Origin of the sequence: Nonomuraea sp. NPDC048901, assembly GCF_040649695.1 — a bacterium.
GTDB lineage: Bacteria > Actinomycetota > Actinomycetes > Streptosporangiales > Streptosporangiaceae > Nonomuraea.
On record NZ_JBEZFW010000018.1, the window covers coordinates 187,784 to 200,440 of the forward strand.

13 protein-coding genes are annotated in these 12,657 nt (G+C 68.7%); 5 read left to right on the forward strand and 8 right to left on the reverse strand.

The features are described from left to right. Positions 1–131: 131 nt before the first annotated feature. Entirely contained in the window at positions 132–953 is an 822-nt protein-coding gene (locus tag AB0C30_RS45125) for a helix-turn-helix transcriptional regulator (protein ID WP_357955779.1), read from the reverse strand. A gap of 160 nt (positions 954–1,113) precedes the next feature. On the opposite strand from AB0C30_RS45125, the gene AB0C30_RS45130 reads away from it, so the two are divergent. Further along, on the forward strand, positions 1,114–1,839 hold the full coding sequence (locus AB0C30_RS45130; RefSeq protein WP_357955781.1) for an alpha/beta fold hydrolase: 726 nt from the start codon (positions 1,114–1,116) through the stop codon (positions 1,837–1,839). A 43-nt stretch (positions 1,840–1,882) separates the two neighbouring features. On the opposite strand, the gene AB0C30_RS45135 is transcribed toward AB0C30_RS45130, so the two are convergent. Both AB0C30_RS45135 and AB0C30_RS45140 read right to left on the reverse strand, forming a co-directional pair. Next, positions 1,883–2,851, reverse strand: a complete 969-nt coding sequence (locus AB0C30_RS45135; protein ID WP_357955783.1) for an HD domain-containing protein — start codon at positions 2,849–2,851, stop codon at positions 1,883–1,885. Next, complete coding sequence (locus tag AB0C30_RS45140) at positions 2,848–3,177, reverse strand: helix-turn-helix transcriptional regulator (protein ID WP_357955785.1); 330 nt, start codon at positions 3,175–3,177, stop codon at positions 2,848–2,850. Before AB0C30_RS45140 ends, AB0C30_RS45135 begins: the two co-directional genes overlap by 4 nt. A 304-nt stretch (positions 3,178–3,481) precedes the next feature. Here AB0C30_RS45140 and AB0C30_RS45145 point away from each other — a divergent pair, with 304 nt between their 5' ends. Next, entirely contained in the window at positions 3,482–3,988 is a 507-nt protein-coding gene (locus AB0C30_RS45145; RefSeq protein WP_357955787.1) for a DoxX family protein, read from the forward strand. A gap of 21 nt (positions 3,989–4,009) precedes the next feature. Here the strand turns inward: AB0C30_RS45145 and AB0C30_RS45150 are convergent, their stop codons facing one another. After that, a complete protein-coding gene (locus tag AB0C30_RS45150; RefSeq protein WP_357955789.1) occupies positions 4,010–4,807 on the reverse strand; it encodes an NAD(P)H-binding protein in 798 nt (265 codons plus the stop codon). 77 nt (positions 4,808–4,884) lie between these two features. On the opposite strand from AB0C30_RS45150, the gene AB0C30_RS45155 reads away from it, so the two are divergent. Continuing rightward, complete coding sequence (locus AB0C30_RS45155) at positions 4,885–5,400, forward strand: helix-turn-helix domain-containing protein (RefSeq protein ID WP_357955791.1); 516 nt, start codon at positions 4,885–4,887, stop codon at positions 5,398–5,400. Between the two features lie 61 nt (positions 5,401–5,461). Here the strand turns inward: AB0C30_RS45155 and AB0C30_RS45160 are convergent, their stop codons facing one another. Then, positions 5,462–5,743 (reverse strand): hypothetical protein, encoded by a 282-nt coding sequence (locus AB0C30_RS45160; protein ID WP_357955793.1) that lies wholly within the window; start codon positions 5,741–5,743, stop codon positions 5,462–5,464. A 1,665-nt stretch (positions 5,744–7,408) separates the two neighbouring features. On the opposite strand from AB0C30_RS45160, the gene AB0C30_RS45165 reads away from it, so the two are divergent. Continuing rightward, positions 7,409–8,071, forward strand: coding sequence for a hypothetical protein (locus AB0C30_RS45165; RefSeq protein WP_357955794.1), 663 nt, complete (start codon positions 7,409–7,411; stop codon positions 8,069–8,071). Here the strand turns inward: AB0C30_RS45165 and AB0C30_RS45170 are convergent. The 3 genes from AB0C30_RS45170 to AB0C30_RS45180 all read right to left on the reverse strand — a co-directional run bounded on the left by AB0C30_RS45170 (position 8,013) and on the right by AB0C30_RS45180 (position 12,312). Next, positions 8,013–10,754: a GH92 family glycosyl hydrolase gene (locus AB0C30_RS45170; protein ID WP_357955796.1), complete on the reverse strand. Its 2,742-nt coding sequence runs from the start codon at positions 10,752–10,754 to the stop codon at positions 8,013–8,015. The two genes, AB0C30_RS45165 and AB0C30_RS45170, sit on opposite strands and share 59 nt — an antisense overlap. A 115-nt stretch (positions 10,755–10,869) precedes the next feature. Continuing rightward, positions 10,870–11,673: an SAM-dependent methyltransferase gene (locus tag AB0C30_RS45175; protein ID WP_357955798.1), complete on the reverse strand. Its 804-nt coding sequence runs from the start codon at positions 11,671–11,673 to the stop codon at positions 10,870–10,872. Between the two features lie 294 nt (positions 11,674–11,967). Then, positions 11,968–12,312 (reverse strand): hypothetical protein, encoded by a 345-nt coding sequence (locus AB0C30_RS45180; RefSeq protein ID WP_357955800.1) that lies wholly within the window; start codon positions 12,310–12,312, stop codon positions 11,968–11,970. Here AB0C30_RS45180 and AB0C30_RS45185 point away from each other — a divergent pair. Beyond that, entirely contained in the window at positions 12,311–12,598 is a 288-nt protein-coding gene (locus AB0C30_RS45185; protein WP_357955802.1) for a hypothetical protein, read from the forward strand. The two genes, AB0C30_RS45180 and AB0C30_RS45185, sit on opposite strands and share 2 nt — an antisense overlap. Positions 12,599–12,657: the final 59 nt, after the last annotated feature.

Here is a 12,657-nt window from a genome sequence, read left to right on the forward strand (position 1 = left end):
CGCACGGTAGCGCAGAAAACATCGGACAAACTGATGCTTAACCGTCCTCTGCCCAGATTCCCGGAATCCCAGGACGTCCGTGCGGAAAGTGGCATCACCTGCGCCCGGCCGAGCGGCTGGGCATGGGCGGGTCATGGCCGCATGACGGACGCGAGGAGCGCCAGCTTGTCGGCGCTGTCGGTGCCGGGGTCCGGGTGGAGGACGACGAGTGTCTGGCCTGTCGCGCCGCTGACGGCCAGTCTCTCCCGGTTCAGCCACAGGCCACCGAGCTGGGGGTGGTCGATGTGCTTGGGTGTGCCTTCGCACGTGTTCACGTCGTGGCGGGCCCAGAGCCTGCTGAAGCGAGGGCTGGCGAGGGAGAGCTCGCCGACGAGTTCGATGAATCGGGGGTCGTCCGTGTCGGTGCCGACTGACTCGCGGAAGCCGGCGACCATGCCCTGCGCGGCGTCCTCCCAGTCCGGGTAGAGGGCCTGCTCGGCGGGGTCGAGGAACACGTCCCGGAGGCGGTTGCCCCCCGCCACGAGTCGCGGCGACAGAGCGGTCGCCAGCGCGTTGGCGGCGAGGACGTCGAAGTAGCGACCCTCCACGTACGCGGGGAGCGCGAGCGTGACGACGAGCTTCGCGACGCCCGGAGGGACGGTCTCCTTCCGGGGCCGCCGCCGACGCCGCCGGGGTTTTCCCGCCCCGAGGCGTAGCAGGTAGGCCGTCGCGTCGTCGTCGAGCAACAGCACGCGGGCAAGCGACTCGAGGACCTGCGCGGAGGGGTTGCGGTCGCGGCCCTGCTCCAGGCGTAGGTAGTAGTCGGCGCTGATGCCGGCGAGCATCGCGACCTCCTCCCGGCGCAGGCCCGACACGCGCCGTACGCCCACGGAGGGGATGCCGGCCTGTTCAGGAGTGACGAGCTCTCGGCGGGCGCGTACGTAATCGCCAAGAAGGTTGGATTCGTCGCTCATGTCCCCACGGTAGTTCGCGCACCTTCGTGCGTGCCTGGTCCTGTCACCCCCAGGATCGCGGGGGCGCTGGCTCCGTCAGCGGATGAGCGGAAATCTCATCTCCGGCACGAACACCGGCGATATCGGCCGGTGATCCCTTTCGCGAGCAAGGAGCTACACCATGTCAACATATTTGCTGGTACACGGGGCCTGGCACAGCGGGCAATGCTGGGAGCGGGTGGTCCCGTCGCTGGCATCGGCCGGGCATCGGGTGCTCGCGCCGTCGCTGACCGGCTTCGGCGACAAGGCGCATCTGCTCGGCCCCGAGGTGGGGCTGGACACGCACGTCGACGACATCGTCAGGCTGATCGTCGAGGAGGGCCTCACCGACGTGATCCTGGTGGGCCACAGCTACGCCGGGCTGGTCATCTCGTCCGCCGCCAATCGGATCCCGGATCGGATCACCCATCTGGTCTATCTCGACGCGATGGTCCCGGAGGACGGCGAGAGCGCGCTGGATGTGCATCCCATGACCCAGGCCCTCATCGACCGTGCCGCGGAGTCCGGTGTCGGGTGGCGGATCCCGCCGATGCCCGAGTTGCCGCCGCCCCTGGGTCTGTTCGGGGTCACCGAACCGGCGGACGTGGCGTGGCTGCGGACGATGTTGTCGGATCAGCCGGTGCTCTGCTTCCGGCAACGGGTCCGGCTGGACAATCCGGCCGTACGCACGATCGCGCGGACGCACATTCACTGCGTCGCCCGCGCACCGGAGGGCATCAAGCGGCGGCCCGTCCCAGCGATCCAGCCCAACGGCAGCCCGGCACAGGTGTGGGAACTGGAGACGGGCCACGACTGCATGATCACCATGCCGGCCGAGCTCACCGAACTGCTGCTCAAGCTCGGCTGACCCGCCCCGCAGACGGTAGACGCGGGCAGAGCGATAACCGCCCTCAGGTGGGCTCGGCTGGTTGATCAAGACCGAGCTTCGTGCGTAGGCGGGTGACGCCGGCGTGGAGGGCGGGAGGCACCGTGATCAGGATGGCTATGGCGGCGCCGAGGCTGTTCCGGACGGTTTCCACGATCATCCAGCCGAGCAAGACGGTCAGTGGGGTCCAGGTGCGCAGGTCCGTCCGTAGGATCCAACGGAGAACGGACAGCAGATGATCGGCCGGCATGTGCCGTATGGGGCGGCGCAGGGTCAGAGCCAGAGCGGGCATGCCGAGAGCCAGCCTGAGCGCGAAGCGGGTGCGGGCCCGCGGGTCCCCCAGCACGTCGAGCTCGCCGAGCCATTCGTCCACATAGCTCGCTCTCACCGCCGCCGGGAGAAGCAGCGCGCTGAGGACGAGCACCTGGTACCTCGCGCCGGTGTCCCCGAGCAGGTGGGTCAGGCGGCCGCGGGCGATCGATTCGAGTTCGTCCGCGATGGCGCGCAGGCCGAGGTGCCCGGCGAGCGGTGCGATGATGTCCAGCGTCTGCTTGCTCTTCAGCCGCTGTTTGTCCTGGTCGAGGTGCTGGATGGTGCGCATGTTGTGCAGCCGGTCGAGCACCTTCAGGGCGAGGACGCGGTTGTCCGCGGCGTCGATGGCCGCCTGATCGTGCCTGTGGTCGAGCTCGGTCATGCTCTGGACCAGCGTGGTGATCTCGTCGCCGAACTCCGCGCGGAGCTGTGCGGCGTCACATCCGGTGTCCTCGATGACATCGTGGAGCAGGGCGGCGCAGACAGTGGCGCAGTCCAGACCGGCGTCGATCGCGATCTCCGCCACGGCGACGGGGTGGGTGATGTACGGGTCACCGCTCTTGCGCACCTGGCCCTCATGGCAACGGGCGGCGAACTCGTAAGCACGCTGAATCCGGCCACGCTCCACAGCCGTCGATTCGGCGGGCAGCCGAGCCAGCAGCGGCTCCAGCAAGCCGGTCATGACGTCACCGGCCGGAGGTTCACGGCGGGTCCGCGGGACCGCTCGGCTCGCTCGAGGGCGGCGCGAGCCCGGAGAGCGCCCTCCTCGGTCAGCGTGTAGTAGTAGCGGGCGCGGCGGCCCTGCGCCAGGTGCTCGGCCGCGGACTCCTTGTGGCGCTCGATCCAGCCGAATTCGCGCTCCAGCCTGGCCAGGATCGGGTAGATGGTGCCGCTGGGCTGAGCGGTCTTCTCGCACAGTTCCAGCCCGTAGCGGCGCTTGGTCGGGTCGGACAGCATCTCTTCCAGCACGAGCATCGTCTGCAGGGTCATCCGCGGACCATTCGTCATGTGTAGAACTCTAGATATCCAGCACGGACTGTGACATTACCTCGCGGGTGACAACCATGTACCGCGCGCCACGAGAGCCGTCCCAGCCCGCGGCCACGGCACAAATTCCTGTTTTCGCAGCTGGACCGCATCTCGCGTGTCCCACCGTGTCCCACGGACGCCGCGCGCGACCTTGCCGCGGTGGTCGGATGAGTCCTGTCACCACGTACCAGCACCAACCCGATGAGAAAGGCAGTGACAGGACATGGGCCAGCACGTAAGCGACAGCGTCAAGGACATTCAGCAGCAACCCAAGGGGCGCGGAATGAGGTTCACGCTCAACGGCGCACTCTGGTCGCTTCAAGCGTTGTTCGGCTTCTTCTTCGCCGGCAGCGGTTTCGGCAAAGTGCTGCTGTACGACGGAGCCCTGTATGCGGCGGCGCCCCGGGCCGTGGCTTGGTACGCCGCCGTGCCGCAGCCCCTGATCGTCTTCATCGGGGTCTGTGAGGTACTGGGCGGCGTCGGCCTGATCCTGCCGGCGATGACGGGAGTCAAACCGAAGCTGACGCCGCTCGCCGCCGCGGGCCTGGCACTGACGATGATCCTCGCGGCTGGTTTTCACATCAGCCGCGGCGAATACGCATTGGTGCCGGCGAATGTCTTGCTGGGCGGCGTCGCGGCGTTCATCGCGGTCGGACGGTGGAAGCTGAGGCCCATCGCGCCCGCGACCATCACCACCTCACGCGTACTCAAGTCGTCGGCGGTCCTCGGCGTGCTGGCCCTGCTGGCTTTCGCTCCGACGTGGTACACGATGACCAACGTCCAGTTCTGATCACTCCGCCGGCGCGCACGGCTACCCGAGGAACTCCCGGAGCGAACGCGGTTCGCGGCCCAGGATGTCGGCCACGGTCGTGGTCGTGCTCGCCCAGCGCCCGTCCCCGATCTGGGCCATGAGTTCGGCCAGGTCACGGGCCGCTTGGGCGGGCATGCCGCGCTTCTCCAGGTGAACGGCGGCCTCCTCGACCGACTGGTCCACATAACGTACGGTCCGGCCGAGCGCTCGGGTGAGCTCGGCGGCGATCTCGTCGTGCGTAGGCGCCACCGGGCCGGTGAGCTCGTACGTGGTGTCGGCGCCGACGGGACGCGTGAGCAACGCGGCCGCCACCGCCGCGATGTCCCGCGCGTCGATGTAGCCGACCCTGCCCCCGCCGTACGAGCCGAAGATCCGCCCTTCCTCGTCGACGTCGCCCGCGAGATTCTGCATGAAGCCGACGGGCGCCAGGATCGACCACGGCACCCCCGACGCCTTAAGATGCTCGTCAACCTGCCCGTGCAGGCCGAACCCGAGCAGGCTGCTCGACGTCACGCCGCGCACGGACACGGTCACCACCTGCGCCACACCCGTGGCCGCCGCGTGATCGATGACCGCCTTGTGCGCTGCCATGAAGCCCGGCCACAGCGCGCTGTTGAGAAAAAGCCTGTCCCCCGGCTCGAGCGGGATGCTCTCCGGCCGCTCCAGGTCGCCGACCACGTAGTCGCAGCCCAGCTCCTCGCCCTGTTCCGCGCGCCGTACCACGGCTCGCACCGCACCGCCGAGTTCCTCGACCAGCGCGCGCCCGATCGTGCCCGTCGCACCCGTCACCACGATCATCGCAACCTCCTAAGTGGAATGTCAGCTTCCGTTTGTATACTAAGCGGAAGCCTGTCGTCCACTTCAATGGGAGTTCAATGCGCGCCGATGCCCGCCGCAATCGGGACCGGATCCTGGAGGCGGCCCGCGACGCCGTGGCCGAGCGCGGCGCGGACGCGCCGATGGAGCTGATCGCCCGCCGGGCCGGGGTCGGCGTCGGCACGCTCTACCGCCGCTTCCCCGACCGCGGTGTGCTGCTCGCCGCCCTGGCGGAGCAGTATGTTCACGAGCTCATGGACGCCCTCGACCGCGCCGTGGCGGCCGAGCCTGACGCGTGGTCGGCCATTCGCGCCTTCGTCGTCTACAGCGTGGAGAAGGGCCGCGGCGCCATCGCGGCCGCGCTGGCCGGGACCACCGCGCCGCAGGCGAGGCAGGCGCTGGTGCGTCGACTCGACGAGCTGGTACGGCTGGCGCAGGCGGACGACACGATGCGGTCAGATGTCGGCACGGACGACCTCATGGAGTTGCTCAACGTGTTCGCCTGCCACCCCGACGTCATCCCGAAGCGCTTCCTCCCCCTCATGCTCGACGGCCTCGACCGGCGCGGCAGGTGATCAAACGACGACGCGGCATGGGGCACCTGCCCGGCGCGGCAGGCGCCCCACGCCACCCTGGTCACGCGCGGGTCGTGAGTGCGAAAATCTTGACGTTCGGCGCCACGGGGCTGGTGAACGAGACCGCCTCGCGCGTCGCGTCGGCGGCTACCGACACCCGCCAGATGGTCACCTTGCGGCCGTCGGCGGTGTTGTTGACGTTGTAGCGGGTGTCGGCCGTCAGTGCCGCCTCCTCGCCGAAGTGGGGTGCGGCGCCGGCCCAGTCGGTTACCTTGAGCGGGGCCGTGGAGGTTGTGCCGTCCGCGTAGGTGATCGTGAGCTCGGTCTGCTGGTCGCCGTTCACGGCCGTGACCAGCAGGTCGAGGGCCTGGTAGCGGCCTGGCGTGAGGTAGGTGCGCTGGCCGCGCAGTGTATGAACCGTTCTTCATATTCGCTGTGAAAGCCTGGGATTCTGTTCTGGGCTCGTGGTCCGTGCTGTGCGGGTGGAACGTGATCCGTGGGATGGGTCGGTATCCGGCGGGCGTGTATCGCTCACGCGTTCTACCCAAAGACGTCAACTCTTGGTAGCGTTGCGGTCGCACATCGTGGTGGCGGGGGTGAGCGGGGTGCAGGTTGGGCTCCAGGTCGTGCGGTGCACGTGTCGATGTCGCCTGGTCACCCATGACCTGATGGGGGCGGTGAGTGAGTAGGCTCACCGCGACAGCCTCCTGCACCGCTTACGCGGCGGTGGTGGAGGCGACTGGTGAGGTCGTCGCGCAGGCGCTGCTGGTGCGGCGGGTGGCCTGGCTGACCGGTCTGGCGCGCGATGTGACCGCCCGTCTGGTGGTGGCCCGGTGGAATGCGGCTGATCTGGACGCTTTGGGGTCCGGGGTGGGGCTGGACGGGCGGGTGTTGCCGTCGAAGGGCTGGATGGCGCTGCGCCGGCTCGGCTGGGGTGTGAGCCCGCCCTTGGGCGTGTACGTCTGTGATCGGGTGATGCGGTGCGCCCAGGAGCAGGCCGCCCGCCTGTTGCGGCTGGCGTTGCACCGGCGCCGTCTGGTGGCGGCGATCGTGGCCACCTGGCCGCAGAATACGGGTGCACGCACCGGCGCCGAGTGGCAGGCGCTGCGCGCGTTGCTGCCGGACGGGGTGACGGCGGCCGACATCCGGAACCGGACGCGGCAGATCCGCGCCTACCTCGACGCGCATGAGGTGTTCCCGGCAGATCTGACCGAGTTGGAGGAGCCGCCGAACGTTGCGGCGCAGGTGGTGCTGGCGGCGGCCGACCGGCAACTGCTCACCCTGGAGCGCGCCGGCGATGACGGCGCCCGGCTGCGGGTGCGGCTTCCGCTGGTGGAGTTTCCTGCCTCTTCTAGGGACTGGGCGTGGCATGTGCTGCCGGTCGCGTTGCCGCCGACGGTGCCGGCTGAGGCGGCGTTGTGCGCTCCCACGGTGCGGGTGGTCAAGGGGCGGGTGCGTGTCGATCTGCCGTTCCAGATCCCGGTCGGTTTCGCGCCGGCTACCGGTCATCGGGTCGGGTGCGGCTTGGACTGGGGCCTCAACGGGCTGCTGGTCGGCGTGACGGGGCATCTGGCCGATGGGCGGGTGATCAGTGATGGGCGGCCGCTGGTCTACGACGCCAGCGGTGTGTCGGCCAAGCTGCAGCGGCTGCGCGGCGAGCGTGAGCACCTGGCTGCCAAGCACCGGCACCTGGAAAGGCTGCTAGCCGGGATCACGCCAGCTGATCCCCGCTACCTCGCGTTGAGTACGGCCTGCCAGACCCTCGGTGTCGAGCATGAGCGGCTGTGCGCCCGTATCCGGCATCTGAACAAGGCGCTGGCCTGGTCGGCGGCGCGGTGGGCGGTCGATCAGGCCGCCGCCGCGGGGGGCGACGGTCATCTATCTGGAGGACCTGGCCACCTTGGAGGCGCGCGGACGCCGGGCCAGGGCGAACGCGCGCCTGTCGGGGCAGGTGCGCGGGCGGATCGTCGAGGCGATCCGGCATCTGGCAGCCAAGTACGCCATCGCGGTGGTCACCGTCGCGGCGCGTGGCACTTCCCGGTACTGCCCCCGGTGCGGGGATGGCACGTCGGTGCTCCAGCATTGCCCGGCCCCGGACCGGCTCGGCGAGCGGGGCTGGAGGTGGGCTTACTGCCCGGCCTGCGGCCTGTCCTGTGATCGGAACCGGGCAGCGGCCGAGCGGATCGTCTCCCGCGGCCTGCTCGGCCAGCATGCTACCCGCACTCACCGTTCCACCGGGGTGCGCACCATCCACGCCATCGTGGAAGGGAATGTCGCCCGCGCCCGATCAACGCGCAAGCCCACCCGGGCGGCCCGCCGCGCCCGCCGCACCCGAGCAGACCTGCACCCCCGACCGGCAGCACGCGACAGAGCCAAAAACCGCCCCACCCCGAAACGGCCCACCCGCACCTCGGCCAACCCACGAAACAACTCGATGACGTCCAGCCGTGTGCCCGACCGGCGCACGGTGCCCGCCCCACCGCCCATCGGCGGTGGACAGCGTCCGGCGGGCCATGCACCCAAGCCGGGACGGCACCAGCCGTACCGGACAGGGCATGCAAGGAATTCTCACCATCGGACCGGCTTCCACCACGCCAAAGCCACCCCCGTGCTCATGCACATCGAGCACAGGAACGGCCCAGGCCAGGCCACGCCCGTCCGAGTTGCCTGATTCCTTCAGGGAACCACAGAGAATTCAAGACGCTGTGGAAGTTGCCTGCCGTGCCCTTGGTCTCCGGGATCAGGTAGGGGCCGCCCGACACCGTGCGCGGGCCCGGCTCGGGCAGCTGCTCGGCGGGGAAGCTCCAGCCCTTGCCGTCCAGGTTGCCCTGGGACTTGGCGTTCGTGGTGGCGACGCCGTCCACGTCGTACTGGAGTTTCTGCGCGCAGGAGGAACCGGACGGCAGGCACGCGGCGGGCAGGTTCGGCATGGGGGTGCCGGCGGTGGGGACGTGGTCGATGGGGAGGTCGCCGGATCCGGTCGCCCACGAGGTGTTGGGGGTGGCGCCGACGTTCACCATGATGTCGCCGCCCTTGTTCAGCAGGGACTCGGGGAGCCAGGAGCGGGTGTGGGTCTTGCCGTTGACCTTCACGTCCTGGACGTAGACGGCCTCGGGGGCGGCCTGCGGGGCGCTGATCGTGATCGTCGTGCCGTTGCCGCGCTTGATCCACGTCTTGGGGAACATGGGGCTGGACAGCAGCATGTCGGCCCGGCTCGGCGTCTGGGGGTACATGCCGAGCGCGGCGAAGACGTACCAGGCGGACATGGTGCCGAGGTCGTCGTTGCCGGGCAGGCCGCCGGGGCCGGTCTTGTACACGAGGGAGGCCATCGCGCGTACCGTCTGCTGGGTCTTCCACGGTTGGGCCAGCGCGTTGTAGAGCCAGGGTACGTGGATGCCGGGCTCGTTGGTCGGGTCGTAGCGGAAACCGTCGCCGCCGGTGGCCCACGTGCCGTCGGCGCGGTGGAAGAACGTGTCGAGCCGCTTGGCCGCCTGCTCCTTGCCGCCCATCGCGGCGGCCAGGCCGGCGACGTCGTGCTGGACCATCCAGGTGTAGGTGGCGCTGGTGCCCTGGGCGAATCCGGCGTCGGAGGTGGGCGAGAACGGCCACAGCCAGGTGCCGTCGGCCTTGCGTGCCTGCTGGTAGCCGCCCTCCTGGCCGGCCGACGGGTTGAACGTGTTGCGCCACCAGCCGGCCCTGGGCATCAGCAGGTCGTGTTCGCGGTCGCGGCCGAGCCGTTGCGCCCAGTCCGCGAGTGCGAAGTCGGCGGTCGCGTCCTCGAGTGTCTCCGCCGCGCCGCCCCAGCAGTGGCAGGTGTCCTGGGGCGCGTAGCCGAGCCGCAGGTATTCGGCGAGGTTGGGGCGCTGGCCCTCGCATTGTCCTGGGCAGCCCTTGTCGGACAGGCCGGACGGATGCGGCACGGTGGCCTGCTGGAACAGGGAGTCGAAGGCCGCGCGTGCGTCGAAGTTGCGTACGCCGAGCGCGTAGAAGCCCGCGAGCGCCGGGGCCGACGGGTCGCCGGTCATCACGTGGGTGGGGCCGTTGATGTGTACCCAGCGGTCCCAGACGCCGCCGTTCTGCCGCGCCAGGTTGTACAGGGATTGGGCGTAGTCGCCGGCGACCTGTGGTTCGAGCAGCGCCAGGAGTTGGGTGTGCGCGCGGTACTGGTCCCAGCCGGAGAAGTTGCCGTACTGGGCGCGCTGTCCGTGGGCGAGTCCGTGGACCTTCTGGTCGCTGCCGAGGTAGGTGCCCGCGACATCGCTGGTGACGTTGGGCTGCAGGTAGGAGTGGTACATCGCCGTGTAGAAGGTGGTCAGCAGATCCGCGGAGCCGCCGGACACCTCGATGGAGCGGAGCCGCTCGTTCCAGACGCGGGTGGCCCTGGCGGCCACGGACGTGACGTCGTCCCGCGCCGAGATCTCCTGGGTCAGGTTCCGCTTGGCCGCCGCGAGGCTGGTGTAGGAGATGCCGACCTTCATGCGGACATCGGTGTCGGCGAAGGTGACGTACCCGCCGGAGCCGCGGCCGGCGCGGTCGGCGCCGGTGGCGTAGCCCTCACCTCCGGCGGCCGTCGTGGTGCCGGGGCGCAGGTCGCCGTTCACCCAGGTACCGGTGTCGGAGAAGGCGCGGTCGAAGGAGGCCGCGAAGTGCAGCCGGTAGTAGCTCTTGCGGTTGTTGACGCCGCCGTTGGCCCGGCGGCCGCAGAAGGCGCCGGTCAGCACCGAGCCGGTGACCGTACGGGTGGCGGGGTCGATCGTGATCTCGGCGTTCTCGCTGCCGTTGAGCGAGTTGGACACCCGGAACAGCAGGCTGGCGGGTGAGCCTTTGGGGAAGGTGAACTCGCCCATGCCCGCGCGGGTGGTGACCGCGAGGTCGGTCTTGACGCCGGAGTCCAGCGTGACCGTGTATCGGCCGGGCCGTGCGCTCTCGTTGTCGTGGATGAAGGAGCTCGCGTAGATCGCGTCTGTCGTGTCCGCGGTCGGTGAGGACGTGATCGGGCCGGCGAACGGCATGATCGGGACGTCGCCCGCGGCCCCCGGATGGCACCCCGCGCCGTTGACGTGGGTGAGCGCGAAGCCTCTCACGCGGGGGGTGTTGTAGGAGTAGCCGTTGGCGCCTGCGGCGTTGGTCTGGTCGCCCGCCGTGTTGGTCGGGCTCCACGAGATCATCCCGAACGGCAGGACGGCGCCGGGGTAGGTGTTGCCGCCGTTGGCCGATCCGATCAGCGGATCGACGTGGCGTACGGGATCGGTGACCTTGGCGGGAGAGGAGGTTGCGCCGGCCGGGACGGCGATGGCCGTACTGAGCACGGCGCCGATGAGCGCGGCGGCTAGCCACGAACGGGGAGAGAACACCTCGTGATCACACCGGCTCACACTAACCGAGCCATGAACGCTCACGTAAGCCTAGAAGTCCGGACAGATAATCCCGGGCGGAAGCACGGTGATGCGCTCATGCCGCGATCACGGGTTACGGCTTGCGGCCGACGCCCCCGTAGAGCCATCGCGTGGCCTCGGGGGCCAGGTCGTCCGGGTCGGGGTGCCAGGTGTCGATGGTGACCAGGCCAGGAGGCACCAGCTCGAATCCCTCGAAGAAGCGTGCGACCTCCGCGTGCTCACGGAAGTAGATCGGCGTCGGCGTGGCCGCGTAAACAGCCTCGATCGCGGCCACCGCATCCGCCAGGTGACCGTCGCGGGTGACGTGGGTCATCGTGAGATAGCTGCCGGACGGCAGGGAGTCGCGCAGCTGGGTCATGACCGCGTCCCGCTCGTCCATGGTCAGGAAGTGCACCATAGCGATCATCAGGACGCCTACCGGCTGGCTGAAGTCGAGGAGCTTGACGGTATGCGGGTGTTCGAGGACCTCGGCGGGGCGCCGCATGTCGGCGGCGGCCACGGTGGTGTTCTCGTCGGTCGCGAGCAGGGCGCGGCCGTGTTGCAGCACGACGGGGTCGTTGTCGACGTAGACGACACGGGCGTCGGGGATGATCTCCTGGGCGATCTCGTGCGTGTTGCCGACCGTGGGCAGGCCGGACCCGATGTCGATGAACTGCCGAATACCCTGCCTTGCCATGTGGCGTACCGCACGGCGCAGGAACGCCCGGTTCTCCAGGGCCAGCTGGCGGACCTCTGGCATGGCCTTCTCGACCCGGCGTACGGCTTCCCGGTCGATCTCGAAGTTGTCCTTGCCTCCCAAGTAGTAGTCGTACATCCGGGCGACGCTCGGCCTGGTGACGTCGATGCCGCTAGGTCCGCTTGCGCCGTGCTCCGTCATGAACGGCCTCCATCTCCTAGATCGTTTCCCTGAAATTAGCGCAAACACCGACAGAGCGCGCCAAGCGCTGGTCGACCGGCGAGTCCGCCGAAGCATATCGATCTTCTCGACCAGGACGCATAGGACATTGACCAATATCTTTACACAACACACGCGGACCTAGTCAGAAGCTTCAGCCGTCTCGCCGAGATCGTCAGGTCGATCCCACTCACCGCCCGCCGCCGTCGGCAGAACCGTCGAGACGGCCCGCTGTCCATTTCAGCGGCGTTCCGCTGTTCCAGAATGCGTCTGCCATCAGGGAAGATCTGAGCGCCGTCGTTGACCACGAAGTCTCTCCAGCGCGGCCGCGACCTCACGAACCTGCTCAGGCTGCCGGGTGCACCAATCGGAGACATCATCGAACCATCGGTTCCAAACGGAGCTGACAGCATCAGCGGTGATCTTCTCTCCACCACGCACGAGAGCGGTGAGATCACCCACCTCGGGGTCGTATTCGTCTTCAGGCGCCCCCATGCCCAGCAGTCCTTCGGGGTCGTATCGATTGATCAAAGCACGGACAGCCGCAGCCACCTGATCACCAGTCATGACCCCAGCATGTCCCAGCACGGCCGAACTTCGGCTGCGATCACCGTCGGTCATGTCTCCACTCGATGACTCCACCGGTGAGGCAGCGGCCGCCATCGGGGACATCGCCACTTGGGGGCTGGCGCGCGAGAATGATCTCGATATAGTGTTCGATTTAATGGCTGATCGCATCCACAAGTGTGTCGGTTTCGTGCCTGGTAGGGAAAGTGTGCTCGACTCCTATGTCGGCTTCGACATCCTCAACCGCCTTCGCGTGACGGCGCCCGGCCATCGTGATTCTGCGAAGGCGTGGACGATCAAGCCCGCGACACATGTCGCTTGTCCGCTACGAAGATCATGAGAAGGGAATGCCTGTGGGTTTATGGACTTCGGCAGGACGTCGTCTCGGGGGGCTGGTGG